Source organism: Cuneatibacter caecimuris (assembly GCF_004216775.1).
Classification (GTDB): domain Bacteria; phylum Bacillota; class Clostridia; order Lachnospirales; family Lachnospiraceae; genus Cuneatibacter; species Cuneatibacter caecimuris.
On sequence record NZ_SGXF01000001.1, the window covers coordinates 832291 to 847962 of the forward strand.

The 15672-nt window shown below is 50.6% G+C and carries 17 protein-coding genes and 1 tRNA gene; 8 read left to right on the forward strand and 10 right to left on the reverse strand.

The window, feature by feature from the left end; all coding sequences use genetic code 11:
• The first annotated feature begins 85 nt into the window (after positions 1–85).
• Together grcA3 and EV209_RS03940 are read left to right on the forward strand one after the other, a co-directional pair.
• The gene (gene grcA3, locus EV209_RS03935; protein WP_130433249.1) at positions 86–328 is read left to right on the forward strand and encodes an autonomous glycyl radical cofactor GrcA3; all 243 of its coding nucleotides are present in this window, start codon (positions 86–88) and stop codon (positions 326–328) included.
• 18 nt (positions 329–346) lie between these two features.
• Complete coding sequence (locus EV209_RS03940; RefSeq protein ID WP_130433251.1) at positions 347–523, forward strand: (2Fe-2S)-binding protein; 177 nt, start codon at positions 347–349, stop codon at positions 521–523.
• A gap of 132 nt (positions 524–655) precedes the next feature.
• Here EV209_RS03940 and EV209_RS03945 read toward each other — a convergent pair whose 3' ends face one another.
• Complete coding sequence (locus EV209_RS03945; protein WP_165388805.1) at positions 656–862, reverse strand: hypothetical protein; 207 nt, start codon at positions 860–862, stop codon at positions 656–658.
• Positions 863–934: 72 nt separating this feature from the next.
• On the opposite strand from EV209_RS03945, the gene EV209_RS03950 reads away from it, so the two are divergent.
• The gene (locus EV209_RS03950) at positions 935–1369 is read left to right on the forward strand and encodes a MarR family winged helix-turn-helix transcriptional regulator (protein WP_130433255.1); all 435 of its coding nucleotides are present in this window, start codon (positions 935–937) and stop codon (positions 1367–1369) included.
• A 3-nt stretch (positions 1370–1372) separates the two neighbouring features.
• Positions 1373–2143 carry a sulfite exporter TauE/SafE family protein gene (locus EV209_RS03955; protein ID WP_130433257.1) on the forward strand — a complete coding sequence of 257 codons (771 nt, stop codon included), beginning with the start codon at positions 1373–1375 and terminating at the stop codon, positions 2141–2143.
• A 27-nt stretch (positions 2144–2170) separates the two neighbouring features.
• Here EV209_RS03955 and EV209_RS03960 read toward each other — a convergent pair whose 3' ends face one another.
• From EV209_RS03960 to EV209_RS03980, 5 genes are all read right to left on the reverse strand, one after another.
• Complete coding sequence (locus tag EV209_RS03960) at positions 2171–4276, reverse strand: glutamine synthetase III family protein (protein WP_130433259.1); 2106 nt, start codon at positions 4274–4276, stop codon at positions 2171–2173.
• A gap of 143 nt (positions 4277–4419) precedes the next feature.
• Positions 4420–5814: an amidophosphoribosyltransferase gene (gene purF, locus EV209_RS03965; protein WP_130433261.1), complete on the reverse strand. Its 1395-nt coding sequence runs from the start codon at positions 5812–5814 to the stop codon at positions 4420–4422.
• A gap of 14 nt (positions 5815–5828) precedes the next feature.
• Positions 5829–7445: a CTP synthase gene (locus tag EV209_RS03970; RefSeq protein ID WP_130433263.1), complete on the reverse strand. Its 1617-nt coding sequence runs from the start codon at positions 7443–7445 to the stop codon at positions 5829–5831.
• Positions 7446–7762: 317 nt separating this feature from the next.
• Positions 7763–8425: a hypothetical protein gene (locus EV209_RS03975; RefSeq protein WP_130433265.1), complete on the reverse strand. Its 663-nt coding sequence runs from the start codon at positions 8423–8425 to the stop codon at positions 7763–7765.
• A gap of 330 nt (positions 8426–8755) precedes the next feature.
• Positions 8756–8827: transfer RNA gene (locus EV209_RS03980), tRNA-Arg, on the reverse strand.
• A 116-nt stretch (positions 8828–8943) separates the two neighbouring features.
• Here EV209_RS03980 and EV209_RS03985 point away from each other — a divergent pair.
• On the forward strand, positions 8944–9810 hold the full coding sequence (locus EV209_RS03985; protein WP_130433267.1) for a hypothetical protein: 867 nt from the start codon (positions 8944–8946) through the stop codon (positions 9808–9810).
• A 51-nt stretch (positions 9811–9861) separates the two neighbouring features.
• On the opposite strand, the gene EV209_RS03990 is transcribed toward EV209_RS03985, so the two are convergent.
• Positions 9862–10185, reverse strand: coding sequence for a helix-turn-helix domain-containing protein (locus EV209_RS03990; protein WP_130433269.1), 324 nt, complete (start codon positions 10183–10185; stop codon positions 9862–9864).
• 147 nt (positions 10186–10332) lie between these two features.
• On the opposite strand from EV209_RS03990, the gene EV209_RS03995 reads away from it, so the two are divergent.
• On the forward strand, positions 10333–11646 hold the full coding sequence (locus EV209_RS03995) for an EAL domain-containing protein (protein WP_165388806.1): 1314 nt from the start codon (positions 10333–10335) through the stop codon (positions 11644–11646).
• Positions 11647–11661: 15 nt separating this feature from the next.
• Here EV209_RS03995 and EV209_RS04000 read toward each other — a convergent pair whose 3' ends face one another.
• From EV209_RS04000 to EV209_RS04010, 3 genes are all read right to left on the reverse strand, one after another.
• The gene (locus EV209_RS04000) at positions 11662–12144 is read right to left on the reverse strand and encodes an S-ribosylhomocysteine lyase (protein WP_130433273.1); all 483 of its coding nucleotides are present in this window, start codon (positions 12142–12144) and stop codon (positions 11662–11664) included.
• 9 nt (positions 12145–12153) lie between these two features.
• Entirely contained in the window at positions 12154–13089 is a 936-nt protein-coding gene (locus tag EV209_RS04005; RefSeq protein WP_130433275.1) for a transglutaminase domain-containing protein, read from the reverse strand.
• A 111-nt stretch (positions 13090–13200) separates the two neighbouring features.
• Complete coding sequence (locus EV209_RS04010; RefSeq protein ID WP_130434164.1) at positions 13201–13992, reverse strand: gluconate 5-dehydrogenase; 792 nt, start codon at positions 13990–13992, stop codon at positions 13201–13203.
• A gap of 322 nt (positions 13993–14314) precedes the next feature.
• On the opposite strand from EV209_RS04010, the gene EV209_RS04015 reads away from it, so the two are divergent.
• Positions 14315–15196, forward strand: coding sequence for a fumarylacetoacetate hydrolase family protein (locus EV209_RS04015; protein ID WP_130433277.1), 882 nt, complete (start codon positions 14315–14317; stop codon positions 15194–15196).
• Positions 15197–15209: 13 nt separating this feature from the next.
• Entirely contained in the window at positions 15210–15659 is a 450-nt protein-coding gene (locus tag EV209_RS04020) for a GNAT family N-acetyltransferase (protein WP_130433279.1), read from the forward strand.
• Positions 15660–15672: the final 13 nt, after the last annotated feature.

The following is a 15672-nucleotide window of genomic DNA, read 5'->3' on the forward strand; positions in this document are numbered from 1 at the left end:
AAAAGTACACTATAACCCTTGACTTTTTTCCCAGTTTTATTATAATAATAGTATCAATTATTGATATTAAAAAGGAGGGACAAAAATGGCAGTAAACGCACAGCAGATTGATAACCTGGTGAATATGCTGGATGGCTATGTAGAAAAAGGCGGCCACCATCTGAATGTCAATGTTTTTACAAAAGAGACACTTCTGGACGCCCAGGCGCACCCCGAGAATTATCCTCAGCTGACTGTACGGGTTTCCGGCTATGCAGTGAATTTCATTAAACTTACAAAGGAACAGCAGGATGATGTGATTTCCCGCACCTTCCATGACCGCGTATAAACAAAAGGAGAAAATAATATGGATGCAAAAGAAACTGTATGCTTCTGCATGAATATCACAGCAGGAGAAATAGAAGAAGCGATTGCCGGAGGAGCTGCCACAGTCGAGGCTGTGCAGGAAGCCACCGGCGCAGGAACAGGCTGCGGCGGATGTATTGATACGATCCAGCAGATTTTGGATGAACACCGTTCCTGACAAGATTGCGGCAGATTTTGTGGATCTGCCAAACTGAGGGATATTCCCGCTGCGCCCAGCCCCCGCACGGCGCGCCGGATATCATACAGGCCGGAAGAAAACTTGTTTTGTTTTCTTCCGGTTTTTTTTGTTTTAAACTTGATTTTGCTGTTGGAGGAATACGAAAGGGGAGTCGCGGGGAGGCGGCAGAAGAAACTCCGGAGGATCCATGCCTGAAACGGCTATATCCTCCTGCGTTTTTTCTGCCGCCTCCCTGCCTGGGTTTTTTTTCTCGCTTAGGGATTGATCGGGAAGCTTCTTTTCTGTAGTGGTTTTAGTAAAAAATTTGATTTTTGTCATTGACATGTCAGGATTTATTTGCTAAGCTTTTAATATTGTTCAAAATAGAACTATATGGAGGGGGTTTTGTGTATGCTGACCGAATTCTGGGACAGTTTTTCTTTGATGAAACGGCTGTATGATCAGGTTATGGAACCTGTTTGCAGAAATTATGGGATCACGCGGATGGAGCTGGACATTCTTCTTTTTTTGGCGAATAACCCTTGCTATGACACTGCCGCGGACATAATAGGACGGCGCCAGCTCACGAAATCTCATGTGTCCTCTTCTGTACGGCGCCTGGAGGAGAGGGGCCTGCTGGGACGGACTTTCCGCCAGGGGAACCGAAAAACAGTGCATCTGAGTCTGCTTGCGGGATCCGCTCCCATTGTGAAGGAGGGGAGAAATGCGCAGAAACAATATTTTTCTGAAATATTTAAGGGTTTTTCGAAAGAGGAGATACAAAAAATCGGCGGGAATTTTATCCGGATTGCCGGAAATGCCCGCCAGGCAATCATGGAGGATTAAATCATGCTGTACAAATTTCTGATTTGTTTTATTGCCGGCATCGGAGCCGGTCTGGGGACGGGGTTTGCAGGGATGAGCGCCGCTGCTGTAATCAGCCCCATGCTCATCACTTTTCTGAATATTCCGGCCTATGAGGCAGTAGGCATCGCGCTGGCAAGCGATGTGCTGGCCAGCGCGGTCAGCGCGTATACTTATGGTAAAAACAAAAATCTGGATATCCGAAACGGCCTGGTGATGATGGCTGCGGTGCTCTGTTTCACGCTGGTGGGGAGCTGGATTTCCAGCCTGCTTCCCAGCCAGGCCATGGGAGGATTCTCTGTTTTCATGACGCTGCTTTTGGGCATTAAATTCATCGTCCGCCCGGTGATGACAACGAAAGAATCCATGGCTGGGGTAAGCCCTATGAAGCGTGTGATTCAATCCTTGTCCTGCGGCGCTCTTGTGGGCTTTATCTGTGGTTTTGTGGGCGCAGGAGGCGGGATGATGATGCTGCTGATCCTCACCAGCGTGCTGGGCTATGAGCTGAAAACAGCAGTGGGCACCAGCGTGTTTATCATGACATTTACTGCTTTTACCGGGTCCGTCAGCCATTTTGCCATCGGCGGCGCTCCGGACTGGTGGGCGCTGCTGTTCTGTGTGCTCTCCACGCTGCTCTGGGCCAGAATCGCGGCAAAATTTGCCAACAAAACCAGCCCTATTGTGCTCAACCGGGCTACCGGAGTCGTGCTCACTGTGCTGGGAGCTGCGATTCTTGCCGTCAATTATATCGTTTAGCAGCAGATAAACGGCCTTTCTGAGCGCTTACACATAAAATAGCAGATCGCCATATGTAGGGAACGGCCATTCCTTTTTATCCACCAGAAGTTCCAGCGCATCTGCGATGCCGCGGGCCGCTTCCATGCCGGGAATGACGTCTTTGGCATAGTAGACAGCGGCGGCGGCGGTTTCTTCCGGAGCCTGGTTCAGTTTTTCTTCCAGCGCTCCCACCGCCCTGGACAGGGCCGTTGTTTTATCGGTTATTTCTCTGGCCTGCGCCAGCTCGGCCGGGGCTTCGATGCCGATTTCCTTTTTCTTGGCTACAATTCCGGCCAGTTTTCCGGAGTATGTAATCGCGGCAGGAATGATCTGTTTCTTAAGAATATCCAGACTGGTCAGCGCTTCGATCCGAATGGTCTTGGCATATTCCTCCAGGGCAATTTCCTGTCGGGATTCAATTTCGCTCCTGGTATAAATCCCGTGGTCTTTAAACATTTTCACGTTTTTTTCATCCGTGAAATGAGGGAGCGCATCGGGAGTGGTTTTCCAGTTCAGCAGGCCGCGTTTTTCCGCCTCTACAGGCCATTCGTCGCCGTATCCGTTGCCGTTAAAAATGATCCTTTTGTGCGCCCTGATCTCCCGGCGAATCAACTCGTCCAGAGCCGCCTGAAAATCTCCGGCCTTTTCCAGTTCATCGGCAAACTGTCTCAGCTCTTCTGCCACTGCCGCGTTCAGCATGATATCTGTGCAGGCAATATTGAAGGAGGAGCCCGGCATACGGAATTCAAATTTGTTCCCTGTAAATGCAAAGGGAGAGGTACGGTTGCGGTCAGAATTGTCGATGGGAATGTTTGGCAGTGCCGTCACGCCGATATCCATCACTTTTTTGCTGCTGTCTTCATAGGCGGAGCCCTCCACCAGCGCGTCGATCACCGCGCCCAGCTCATCCCCCACATACATGGAAACAATCGCGGGAGGCGCTTCATTCGCTCCCAGCCGGTGGTCGTTGCCCGCGCTGGCCACAGAGATTCTGAGCAGATCCTGATATTCGTCCACCGCTTTGATCACAGCAGTCAGAAACAGCAGGAACTGCGCGTTGGAAATGGGGGTTTTCCCCGGATCCAGCAGGTTTTCGCCCGTATCAGTGGAGATGGACCAGTTATTATGTTTACCGGATCCGTTTACACCTTCAAAGGGCTTTTCATGCAGCAGGCAGACAAACCCATGCCGGTCCGCCACCTTCTTCATCACTTCCATAGCCAGCTGGTTGTGGTCGATCGCAATATTGGCTGTTTCAAAAATCGGCGCCATTTCATGCTGCGCGGGAGCCACTTCGTTATGTTCCGTTTTAGAATAAATGCCCAGCTTCCATAATTCACAGTCCAGGTCTTCCATAAACGCCTTTACTCTGGGGCGGATCGCACCGAAATAATGATCCTCCATCTCCTGGCCTTTGGGGGAAGGCGCGCCGAACAGGGTGCGGCCGGTGAGAATCAGGTCGGGTCTCTTTGCATAATCTTCTTTGTTGATCAAAAAGTATTCCTGTTCCGGTCCGATCGTTGCTGTCACGCGGTTCACTTTTTTCCCGAACAGCTTTAATACCCTGCAGGCCTCCTTGCTCACCGCATCCATCGAACGGAGAAGGGGAGTCTTCTTATCCAGGATTTCTCCGGTATAGGAACAGAAAGCCGTGGGAATGCACAGTGTCTTATCTTTGATAAATGCATAAGAAGTTGGATCCCAGGCGGTATAACCTCTGGCTTCAAAAGTAGCCCTCAGCCCTCCGGAAGGAAAACTGGAAGCGTCCGGCTCCCCTTTCACCAGTTCCTTCCCTTTAAATTCCATAATCACAGTGCCGCCTTCTGCGGGAGAAATAAAACTGTCATGCTTTTCTGCCGTCACGCCGGTCATTGGCTGGAACCAGTGAGTGAAGTGAGTAGCGCCTTTTTCCACTGCCCAGTCTTTCATGGCGTTGGCCACAACATCCGCCACCTGTGTATCCAGCGCAGTTCCCAGCTCCATGGTCTGACGCAGCGCCTGATATGTCCCCTTGGGCAGGCGTTCCTTCATCACATGATCGTTGAACACCATGCTGCCAAACAGCTCCGGGATGCGGGCGCTGCATGTTTCAGATGCATTTGTCTTACTCATAATTTTTCCTCTCTTTCTTCCAGCTTTTCAGCAGTAAAATCAACCAAAAAAGGCACTGCGGTTACTCTGTCCGCAGCGCCTTTGCTGTTCTGGCTTACATTCTAAACGATCGGATTTCATTTGTCAATCCTGATTTTAAATTTTTATTTTTTCCTGCCGTAACTGTACAGATCTGTCGCATATCTGCCGTCAAAGCAGGCAAAACAGCACCCGGTTTCTCCGTAGGCTTCCTGCAGGTCCTCCACACAGAGAAACTTCAGGGTATCCGCATGAAGAAAGCTTTGCAGCTCTTCCAATGACATTCTGGAAGAGATCAGTTCTTCTCTTGTGGAAGTATCCACGCCGTAAAAACAAGGGTAAAGAATCTGCGGGGAAGCGATTCTCACATGCACTTCACCGGCCCCGGCTTCTTTCAGCATGCGCACAATCCGCCGGGAAGTGGTGCCGCGCACCAGCGAATCATCCACCAGCACAATTTTCTTTCCGGCCACTACAGAAGTGTTCGCTGACAGCTTCAGGCGAACCCCCATGTCCCGCTGGGACTGAGTGGGCTGAATAAAAGTTCTCCCCACATACCTGTTTTTAATCAGTCCCATCTCATAGGGCAGGCCGCTGGCCTCGCTGTAGCCAATAGCAGCCGATAAAGAGGAATCCGGCACGCCCACCACCATGTCCGCGTTCAGCTCCGCGTCCTTTCCTGCAAGAATCGTCCCCGTTTTTTTCCGCATCATATGTACATTGAGGCCCTCGATATTGCTGTCCGGCCGGGCAAAATAAATATATTCCATGGCGCAGATATTCTGCCTGCGCTCTTCTGTATAGAACGTGCTCTGCAGACCTCTGGCGGACAGTTTGAGGATTTCCCCCGGTTCCACGTCCCGGATGTATTCCGCATCCACCATATCAAAGGCGCAGGTCTCGCTGCTGATACAGTATCCGTCGCCGCAGCGGCCCAGAGCCAGCGGCCTCAGCCCGTTTTTATCCCGGATCGCGTACATATTCTTTTCTGTGAGAATCAGGAAAGTGTACGCCCCGTCCAGCCTGACGCAGGCAGCTTTGATTTTTTCCAGCAGGGAGCCCTTTCTTCCCTGGATCAGATGCAGAATAATTTCACTGTCGCTGCTGCCGTGGAAAATATGCCCTTTTTCTTCCAGCTCTTCTTTCAGTTCCAGGGAATTAACAATCTGACCGTTGTGCACTACCGCAATGCTGCCGATCCCGGAACGGGCCACAATGGGCTGCACATTTTCAATCTCATCTCCCCCCGCCGTGCCATAGCGCACATGGCCGATGCTGTTGTTCCCTGTCAAAGGTTCCAGGTCTTCCGGCCTAAAAACATCAGTCAGAAGCCCTTTTCCCTTGTAGCAGCGCAGATGGGTCCCGTCGCTGGCCGCGATCCCCGCCCCCTCCTGTCCCCGGTGCTGAAGGGCGTGCAGCCCCATATAGACCCCGGATGCCGCTTTGTTGTCATGATAAATTCCGAACACACCGCATTCCTCGTGAATTTCTTTCTCATCCGCCTGTACTGTATCCCGCATGTTTCTCCTCCCGATCACTTTCCGCCTTCCCGCTGCCGGAGAGCGGCGCCGATAAATTCCCGAAACAGCGGATGAGCTTTATTAGGCCTGCTTTTAAATTCAGGATGGTACTGCACGCCGACATAAAAATCGTGATCCGGCAGTTCTACGGCCTCCACCAGCCTGCCGTCCGGGGAGAGGCCGGAAAATACCACTCCTTTTTCCTGAAATTCTTCTCTGTATTCATTATTAAATTCATAACGGTGACGGTGACGCTCCTGAATCCTTCCGGTTCCGTATGCGGCTTCCAGCTTGGTGCCAGCCTGTACAGCGCATGGATAAGCCCCCAGGCGCATCGTGCCTCCTTTCGGCACATTTCCCTGCTGATCCGGCATCAGGTCGATGACTCTGTGGACGCCGTCCGGGACAAATTCTCCTGAATCAGCGTCTTCATAATGAAGTATATTTCTGGCCATTTCAATTACCGCAATCTGCATTCCCAGACAGATTCCGAAAAAGGGCACATGACTTTCCCTCGCATATCGGGCCGCCAGAATCATACCTTCTATTCCCCTGTCCCCAAATCCTCCCGGAATTATGATGCCGTCTGATTCCCCCAAAAGGGGCTGCACATTTTCTTTTGTGATCAATTCGCTGTCCACCCATTCAATCTGGATCGCTGCGCTGTTCTCATACCCTCCGTGCTTCAAAGCCTCCGCAACAGAGAGATAGGAATCATGCAGCTTTACATATTTTCCGACCAGCGCAATTTTCACCGTCTTTCTGCAGTTCCTGATTCTGTCCAGCATCTGCTCCCATTCTGTCAAATCGCAGGCCCGGGCCTTTTCTTCAATCCCCAGTTCCCTCATTGTAATCCTCGCCAATCCTGCTTTTTCCAGCATCATAGGCGCTTCATAGAGCACCGGCAGAGTCAGGTTCTGAATAACACAGTCCTCTTTCACATTGCAGAAAAGGGCTATCTTTTGCAGCAGGTCTGTCTCTACTTCCTGATTACAGCGGGCCACAATGATATCCGGCTGGATGCCGAAGGACTGCAGCTCTTTGACAGAATGCTGGGTGGGTTTGGATTTATGCTCTCCTGAAGATTCCAGATAGGGGATCAATGTTACATGTATAAAAAGGCAGTTGTCTCTGCCCGCTTCATGGCCTACCTGGCGGATGGCTTCCAGAAAAGGCTGTGATTCTATATCGCCGGTGGTTCCGCCGATTTCTGTAATAACCACATCTGCGTTCGTTTTCTTCTGCACGCTATAGATGAAAGATTTGATTTCATTGGTGATATGGGGGATAACCTGCACAGTCTGACCCAGGTATTCTCCCCTCCTCTCTTTGCTCAGCACATTCCAGTAGACCTTTCCGGTGGTCAGATTAGAAAACTGGTTCAGATTTTCATCTATAAAACGTTCATAATGCCCCAGATCCAGATCCGTCTCAGCGCCGTCTTCGGTTACGAATACCTCGCCGTGCTGATAAGGGCTCATGGTTCCCGGGTCGATATTGATGTACGGATCCAGTTTCTGCGCCGCCACCTTCAGTCCCCTGGCTTTCAGAAGCCTTCCCAGAGAGGCTGCGGTGATCCCTTTACCCAGCCCGGAAACCACGCCTCCTGTCACAAAAATATATTTTGCCATTTGTAATCCTCCTCTGCTTTTACATCCTGCATCTCAATGTTAGTATACCCATTTTTCAGCCTGCTGCAGCGTTGTCTTCTTCGGAGCGGTTTTATTGCATAGGGAACTCCTATACAATAAAATAGCGTCTCCCAGAACGCCTTCGCATAATGAAGAGTTTTCACCTCTTACGCAAAAGCATTCCGGAGACGCCGTTGTCCCGATATTAGTACTAAAAAATATTAGCATACATCCCAAACTGTGTCAATTACTTTATCCGCCGCTCAGGCCCGGCAGGCAGGCGGCAGATACTTACTGAACCCCTCAGATCAAAGCGGTCATTTTACCTGTTGAAAATTCTCCCTGGCTGCCAAATCTGCTTTAAACTGTTCGAAATATGCAATATACTCCTCCTGAATATCAAAGTCCTGCCCTTCCGCCTCATGGCTGCGGAAATAATCAGCTTCCAGGGCATGATTCAATTTCATGATTGGCAGGCTGACGTGAAGGAGATATTTCTGATAGTCCCAAAAAGCCGCCTCCGACGGAAACGCGGCTATCATCTCCAGGATTGTGTCCTGATTGGAAGCAGTTTCCACATCCTCCTTCAATTCTGCAAGCTTTTCCTGGATTTCCTGCTCTGTAACCGTATAACCCCGAGAAACCGCTTCTTCATATAAAGCCATACGTTGCTGTGTATCCTTCGCCGCCGCCGAATCCGCTTCAGCTTCTCCCAACCCGGCTAACAGGTAAAACTTTTTGACCAGCTCATAATCCTGAGCTGTTACCTTTGCCCGGTTTCCTGTGAAATAAATGTCTGCGGTACCCAATACCTGCGGCCGGTTCATATCGTCATACAAAATGCTTCCCCAGGCATAATAATCAAAACCTCTTGGATTGCCGGTATCTCCTGTTGTGTTTTCAGCTTCTATATGTTTGCTGAACAGGATTAATCCAAGTGTTCCCAGCAATAATGCAAAAATAAGCCCTGCTCTCTTCATACGCCCTCCTAATCACTGGCAGCCAGCCTAATAACCGGTCTGACAACAACTGAACATTGAAATCTTTCCCTGTTTACTACTTCCATTATAAATGGCACAAGCCTTTTTGTCAAAAATAATGAACGCCCCCTCTTCTACCCCGTATTTCCTCATTCACGCGGAACCTGCACACTTTGGCAGCGCCGCTTTGCGGCCATCTGCCTTCGTGGTGCGTAATCTCCCCGGAGAGTTTTGTTGCATAGGGAACGCAGTTTCCTATGCAATAAAAAAAAGAACCGCTGCATATACAACGGTCCTTTACCCAAACGCCGGAATCCTTCCGGCCTGTCGTGCACCTGAGAGGAGTCGAACCCCCGCACACGGATCCGGATTCCGATGCTCTATCCACTGAGCTACAGGTGCGCATGGAGTATCATACAACATTTTGCCAGATAATGCAAGCCTTTTTTTATATTTCATGTTGCTTTTTCCCCACCGGTCTGATAGAATGGGATGGAACAGACAGAAAGGACGGCATTATGACAGAACAGAAGAAAAATGAGCCGAAAGGCTTCTGGAAACTATATGGAAAATATATCGCAATTATTGCGGCTGCGCTTATATTAATTATTGTGATCATTATTATTGCCAGCAGCGTGGGAAAACGCCCCGCTGAGCCCGAAACAGGAAATGTCATCACCATGGCTCCCAGTACCACCGCCGCTGAAAACGCTGCGGGCAGCCTGATGAGCCTGAAGCTGGACGCATATCCTGAAGTGAATGCTCTTGTAAAAAAATATTTTGACGCCAAGAAGAACTGCGACGCGGATCAGCTGAATAAGATTGTGGATTATCAGACGGATAAGACCAAAGAGGAGCTGGAACTGGAGAATCAGTTTGTGGAAGGCTATCAGGATATCAAATGCTACACTGCTTCCGGTATGGAAAATGGCAGCTACGTGGTGTATGTATATTACAAGATTAAATTTACTTCCATCCCCACCACCGCCCCTTCTCTGATCCGGCTGTACGTATGCACCAATACAGACCAGTCCCTGTATATTTACGGAAAGAATCCCAGCGGAGAGCTCAAGTCTTTTATTGATGAGATGGATACCAGCGAAGATGTGCGCATACTGATTGCCACCGTTAATAAAGAGTTAAAAGAGGCCTGCGCCCAGGACGAAGCCCTGGCCAAGCTCCAGGAAATGCTCAAAGAAGGAACCAATCCCTCCGCCACAGCGGAAAGCTTTGAACCGTCTTCCGGTGAGAGCCAGACAGCCGGTACCGTTTCCTCTTCCAGCAAAGCATCTGAATCCTCCGGAGCTGAATCCTCTACTGCAGGAACTACTGCATCCGCAAGTTCCTCTGCCGCGGAATCCCCGGCCACAACAAAAGCGCAGTAAAAAAATAAATTATAATCTGAAAAAGGAAGAGCCCCGTATGCCCTTCCTTTTTTATCTGCTGATCCATTCCATAAATATCCTGACTTTTTTCAAGTCCTCCTCCCCCATCTCCCTGATCCTCCCGATCACCAGACCTTTCAGGTCTTCCCCATCCTGCATCGGGGCAAAAAAATCCATTGGGGTAATATTAAAATAACCGCATATATTAAAAAATTCTCTTACCGATGGAAGAGACGCGCCGCTGGTAATCCCCCTGATATAGGAACCGCTCTTTCCAAGATCCAGGCTCATTCTGTGCTCTGAGACATCCTTCGCCAGGCGGAGCTCTGTTATCCTGGTCCGCAGGTATTGCTCATAGTGATTTGTATTATCCATAGTACCTCTCCTTCTGATACTATTTTAACCGGAACAAAAGGCGGTGTTGGTTTTTATACTTTCAATTTTCCTGGACTTTTCATTATATTGGTAGTATAATCATTTATCATGGAGAAAATACAAGTTTGTATAGAAAGGAGCGTTGAGATGCAGCATTATGGGCCCTTCGTAGAAAATGCAGAGAGAATCCTCCTGTCTTCAGAGCAGAAATTCCGGCACTATATCCTTTGTCTGGACATCACTGATTTCAGATCCTTTAATCACTTTTACGGATTTGAAGCCGGCAGTAATTTCCTGCTGGAAATACAGGAATATCTGGAAAATCTGTCCCAGATACTGCTGGTACGGCGCTTTTATTCTGATTGTTTTCTCTGTCTTGCCTCCTCTCCCGCCGGATTGGGCGACAAGGAACTGCTGGCTGAATGCCGAAAATATTTTTCAGCTTTCCTTACTTCCAGGCAGGAGGCATATCCTGCCTGTACGCTGAAAATTGCCTGCGGAGTTTGTACCGTGGAGAAAAAAAGCCCACGCAGCAGCATCAGCAGCTCTTTGGCAGACGCGATTGACGGAGCCAATGCAGCGCGAAAAGAGTCAAAAAAAAGGGGTTCCCATTCCCCAGTCCTGTTTGACCAGGACATGTCTGTCCGTCTGTCCGCTCAGTACGCCCAGGAACACGCCAATGCTCTTGCTCTGCATGAAAACCGTTTTTGTTTTTACTTACAGCCTAAAGTGAGTCTAACCACAGGAAAAATAGTAGGGGCGGAAGCCCTGGCCCGGCAAAAGAGCCCGGACGGCAAAATCATACCTCCTGACATTTTTCTTCCTCTGATGGAAGCAAACGGTTCTGTAGTGGAGCTGGACAGAATGATCTGCGCGCAGGTATGCGCATTCCTGTCGCAGCGGCTGAAAAATCATCTTCCGGCAGTCCCCACTTCCGTGAACTTATCCCGGATTCACATACAGAACCCTTCCTCCGCAGACCGGTTTCACGGGATTGCGGAGCATTACGGCATCCCTCCAAGGCTGCTGGAATTTGAACTCACTGAAACCATTCTGCTCCAGGAATTCTCCGGCGCCAAACAGCTGATCGACCGGCTCCGCGCTTTGGGGCACCCTGTCTCTATAGATGATTTCGGTTCCGGCTATGCCGGAATGAATATATGGCAGGAACTGACTTTTGATATTTTAAAGCTGGACAAAAACTTCCTCTCCCAGGACCCGGAACGCAGTTTGCGGAACGAAATTCTGATTCCCCATCTGATTCAAATCGGCAGGCGCCTGCATACCAGGATTCTCTGTGAGGGCGTGGAAGATCTTTCCCAGTGCCTGTACCTGAAAAAGCTGGGCTGTTTCCTGGCGCAGGGTTACTATTTTTCTCCTCCCGTCCCTCCGGATATTTTTTACACATATTATGAAAATCACAGCAAGTTAATACCCTGCGGCGCTTATCCGAAGGACTGAAACTCCAGGTTGTTCTCAGTCCTCCGGATAAGTCATCCGGCTGTCGTCTATCCCATCCAGAACTTCATCCAGATATCTGGCAGCCAGATACCGCGCCATCGGAAGATTCATATCCAGATAATTCCCGCAGTCCCTGGGGGACGCGCCCGGCACTTCTCCTGAAAAATCACGGATGAACGTGAACATCCTGACCAGGAGCGGCTGGATCTCCCTGGGGCTCCGTTCTCCGGCCAGCAGCAGATAAAAACCTGTACGGCAGCCCATTGGCCCGAAATATATCACCTGGTCTCCAAATTCCGCATCATTGCGCAGAAACGTAGCGCCCAAATGTTCTATGGCGTGCACTTCTGCGGTATTCATCACCGGCTCCGCGTTTGGCCGGGTCATCCTCAGATCATAAGTGGTGATCGCCTGATCCCCCACCCTGTCCTGCCGTGAAACATAGACTCCGGGCAGAAGTTTCAGGTGGTCTATTGTAAAGCTCGCTATTTTTTCCATAATCTCCTCCTACTGCAAGGTAATTGTAACTGTATAAATATATCCGCCAAAACTCCAGTTCATAGCATAGCTGCCGCAGTAATCCCAGATAAAGGTTTCCACCAGAGCCTGGTCCGGCTGGAAATCCCGGCAGTACAGCGTGATTTCCCGTTTTCCTTCCTCCAGCAGGGATTGCGCCTTTGACACAAACAGAGTTTCATCCGTTGCCAGCAGTCCTGTTCTCAAATAATAATTATAAGTTTCCGCAGTTGCCGCCGGGGCCTCAAAATCCCTGTGGGTGCGGCTGATTGCTTCTGTGGTGATATTAAAATATTCATAGCTGACCCATTCCCCCTCTGTGTCGTCCCAGGTCACGTCTACGTGATACCATTCTCCGTCCAGCTGAACCATATTCCAGGCATGAGGCTGAGCGCTCTCGCCGTTTTGCGCCGTACCTGTGACAATCCGGTTGGTTATACCCAGACTGTCCATGCACATGGCGAAAGCATACGCATAGGCGTCGCACACGCCAGTCCCCAGCACCAGCGCCCCATACGCCGTATGGGATACATCCGGCAAATTCTCCCGGCTGTCATATTTGATCCTCCGGATCAGCTCGTCATGAACAGCTTTTTCCTGTTCATACTGGCTTGACCCAGGCTGTACCACAGACTGCACCAACTCCGCAGCAGCCTGGCGCGCCAGCCGTTCCTGCCCGGCTCTCCCCGGCAGGGATTCCTGGCCGGGAACAGGCTGTCCTTCCGCTGCATCTGGCGTATCCGTATGGTCATGGCTTCCGTTTCCGCCTGACTCCGCATCCGGATAAGTGGCGTATTCCGGCGCCAGCTCTGCCCACATCCAGGACAGGCCGTATCCAAACCGCTCCCCCAGGCTGCCCGCCGAACAGCCGCAAAGCGCCAGACTGCAGAGGCAGCAGGCTAATATCAATCTCCAGCGTCTCTTCATTCACTCTCCTGTAGGCAAAAAACCGCCGCAAAATACGCAGGGCATTTTACAGCGGTTTTTGCCGGCGGCCTGTCCGCCATGAAACTGTCAGGTTTAATAATTGCTGCTATCTCACGGCTGTTTTCCGATATATGCCAGAATACCGCCGTCAACATACAGAATGTGCCCATTCACAAAGTTAGAAGCATCGGAAGCCAGGAACACTGCCGGTCCCTGCAGATCCTCAGCCTCACCCCAGCGGGCCGCAGGCGTCTTTGCAATGATGAACTGGTCAAAAGGATGCCTGGAACCGTCAGGCTGCACTTCACGCAGCGGAGCTGTCTGAGGCGTAGCGATGTAACCGGGCCCGATGCCGTTACACTGAATATTATATTCCCCATATTCGGAAGCAATATTCTTGGTCAGCATCTTCAGGCCGCCCTTTGCAGCCGCGTAGGCGGATACGGTCTCGCGTCCCAGCTCAGACATCATGGAACAGATGTTGATGATCTTGCCGTGGCCTTTCTGAATCATGCCCGGAATCACTGCCTTGGATACGATAAACGGCCCGTTCAGATCGATGTCGATTACCTGTCTGAACTGCTCTGCTGTCATATCGCACATAGGAATACGCTTGATGATCCCTGCATTATTTACCAGGATATCGATCACGCCGACTTCTTCTTCCACCTGCTTTACAAATGCCTGTACCTGTTCTTCATTTGTCACGTCACAAACATAGCCGTGTGCATCAATTCCTGCTTCTTTATAAGAAGCCATGCCCTTATCTACCAGTTCCTGTTTGATGTCATTAAAAACAATGGTCGCGCCGGCCGCCGCGTATGCGCTGGCGATTGCGAACCCGATTCCATAGGATGCGCCTGTTACCAGAGCGACTTTCCCTTCCAGAGAAAAACTCTTCATGTCCATTGGAAAAACCTCCTTCTATGCTCTTTTATGGTATTATCTGTCATACCACCATATCCACATTATATCACAAAATTAGCATATATGCATCCACAAATTCTTATTTTTTACAACCGGGCCTCTGCTTGTCATCGCCGGCTGTTTGTGCTATATTAGAATAAGGAGTCCGGCCAGCCGGACTCTCGCGCCGAAGCGCGGCCGCTTTAGCGGCCATATTTCTTTAGCGCGTAGTGCGCATCCCCCGGAGGGTTTTGTTGCATAGGGAACGCAGTTTCCAATGCAATAAAAAAGAATCCACCGGAGGGTTAAGGAGGAACATATGCGACTGATCACATTTATCCATGATAATAAAGAACAGCCCGGCGTGCTGAGCTGCTGCGGAAAGATTGTTTATCCCGCTGCCGCTTTCGGACTGCCCTATCCTACAATGAATCAGCTTATTGAAGCTATTACGCCGGAAGAACGCCGCGCCCTGGAACAGGCAGAAACCTCCGGCGTTCCGGGAATCCCCTTTGAAGAGGTCTCTCTGGAAGCGCCCATCCCCATACCCCGTCAGGACGTGATCTGCCTGGGCATCAATTACATGGCCCACGCGGAAGAATCCGCCCGTTTTAAAAGCGAGGCCTTTGGAGGAGAGCGCCCTTATGCTGTATACTTCTCCAAACGGGTAAACCGCGCGGTGGCTCCCGGGGGTTATATTGAAAGCCATCCGGGCCTGGTGGGCCAGCTGGACTACGAGGCGGAGCTGGCTGTTGTCATCGGCAAAGCCTGCAGAAATATAAAGCCTGAAGAAGCCCGGGAATATGTTTTCGGTTATACAGTGCTCAATGACGTCAGCGCCAGAGAGATCCAGACCCGCCATAATCAGTGGTATTTCGGTAAAAGCCTGGACGGGTTCACCCCCATGGGGCCCTGCATCCTCACCGCCGATGAGGTTCCCTATCCGCCAAAGCTGCAGGTACAGTCCTATGTCAACGGAGAGCTTCGCCAGGACGGCAACTCCAGCCTGCTGATTTTCGGGCTGGACCATATCATCAGCGAGCTTTCTGCCGGGATGACCCTGCTTCCCGGTACCATCATATCCACAGGCACTCCCGCAGGAGCAGGCATGGGCTTTACCCCTCCCCGTTTTCTTACTTCCGGAGATGTGGTGGAATGCCGCGTGGAACAGGTCGGTTCGATCATCAATACTGTACGCTGAACGGGGGAATATTATGAATCAACAATCTGACTCATTGCTGGAACTGCGGCAGAATACGGTGGATGTGGATCTCTATTTGAAACTGCGGGCTGCGGTGAACTGGCCGCCCCTCACCCGCATTCAGGCACAGAAGGCCCTGGACAACAGCCTGGTGGTCATGTGCGTCTATCTGGCAGGACAGCCGATCGGCATGGGACGCCTGGTAGGCGACGGGGCTGTCATCTGCTACATACAGGACCTGATCATCCATCCCCACGCCCAGAGGCGGGGAGTAGGCTCTCTTCTCATGAACAGCCTGAAGTCATATGCGGAATCCCTGCGGGAACCGGGAACTACCATGATGCTGGACCTGATGTGCGCCAAAGGGCGGGAACCTTTCTATGTCCATTACGGATTCATTCCCAGACCCACTGAAAAACTGGGCCCCGGAATGATCCTTTATTTAACAGACCATTCTGAATAGAACCTGGGCTGCA

What these genes read in the sequence shown, in the direction of transcription:
- grcA3 (WP_130433249.1), top strand. Translation starts at nt 86, where the DNA reads ATGGCAGTAAACGCACAGCAGATTGATAACCTGGTGAATATGCTGGAT.
- EV209_RS03940 (WP_130433251.1), top strand. Translation starts at nt 347, where the DNA reads ATGGATGCAAAAGAAACTGTATGCTTCTGCATGAATATCACAGCAGGA.
- EV209_RS03945 (WP_165388805.1), bottom strand. Translation starts at nt 862, where the DNA reads ATGACAAAAATCAAATTTTTTACTAAAACCACTACAGAAAAGAAGCTT.
- EV209_RS03950 (WP_130433255.1), top strand. Translation starts at nt 935, where the DNA reads ATGCTGACCGAATTCTGGGACAGTTTTTCTTTGATGAAACGGCTGTAT.
- EV209_RS03955 (WP_130433257.1), top strand. Translation starts at nt 1,373, where the DNA reads ATGCTGTACAAATTTCTGATTTGTTTTATTGCCGGCATCGGAGCCGGT.
- EV209_RS03960 (WP_130433259.1), bottom strand. Translation starts at nt 4,276, where the DNA reads ATGAGTAAGACAAATGCATCTGAAACATGCAGCGCCCGCATCCCGGAG.
- purF (WP_130433261.1), bottom strand. Translation starts at nt 5,814, where the DNA reads ATGCGGGATACAGTACAGGCGGATGAGAAAGAAATTCACGAGGAATGC.
- EV209_RS03970 (WP_130433263.1), bottom strand. Translation starts at nt 7,445, where the DNA reads ATGGCAAAATATATTTTTGTGACAGGAGGCGTGGTTTCCGGGCTGGGT.
- EV209_RS03975 (WP_130433265.1), bottom strand. Translation starts at nt 8,425, where the DNA reads ATGAAGAGAGCAGGGCTTATTTTTGCATTATTGCTGGGAACACTTGGA.
- EV209_RS03985 (WP_130433267.1), top strand. Translation starts at nt 8,944, where the DNA reads ATGACAGAACAGAAGAAAAATGAGCCGAAAGGCTTCTGGAAACTATAT.
- EV209_RS03990 (WP_130433269.1), bottom strand. Translation starts at nt 10,185, where the DNA reads ATGGATAATACAAATCACTATGAGCAATACCTGCGGACCAGGATAACA.
- EV209_RS03995 (WP_165388806.1), top strand. Translation starts at nt 10,333, where the DNA reads ATGCAGCATTATGGGCCCTTCGTAGAAAATGCAGAGAGAATCCTCCTG.
- EV209_RS04000 (WP_130433273.1), bottom strand. Translation starts at nt 12,144, where the DNA reads ATGGAAAAAATAGCGAGCTTTACAATAGACCACCTGAAACTTCTGCCC.
- EV209_RS04005 (WP_130433275.1), bottom strand. Translation starts at nt 13,089, where the DNA reads ATGAAGAGACGCTGGAGATTGATATTAGCCTGCTGCCTCTGCAGTCTG.
- EV209_RS04010 (WP_130434164.1), bottom strand. Translation starts at nt 13,992, where the DNA reads ATGAAGAGTTTTTCTCTGGAAGGGAAAGTCGCTCTGGTAACAGGCGCA.
- EV209_RS04015 (WP_130433277.1), top strand. Translation starts at nt 14,315, where the DNA reads ATGCGACTGATCACATTTATCCATGATAATAAAGAACAGCCCGGCGTG.
- EV209_RS04020 (WP_130433279.1), top strand. Translation starts at nt 15,210, where the DNA reads ATGAATCAACAATCTGACTCATTGCTGGAACTGCGGCAGAATACGGTG.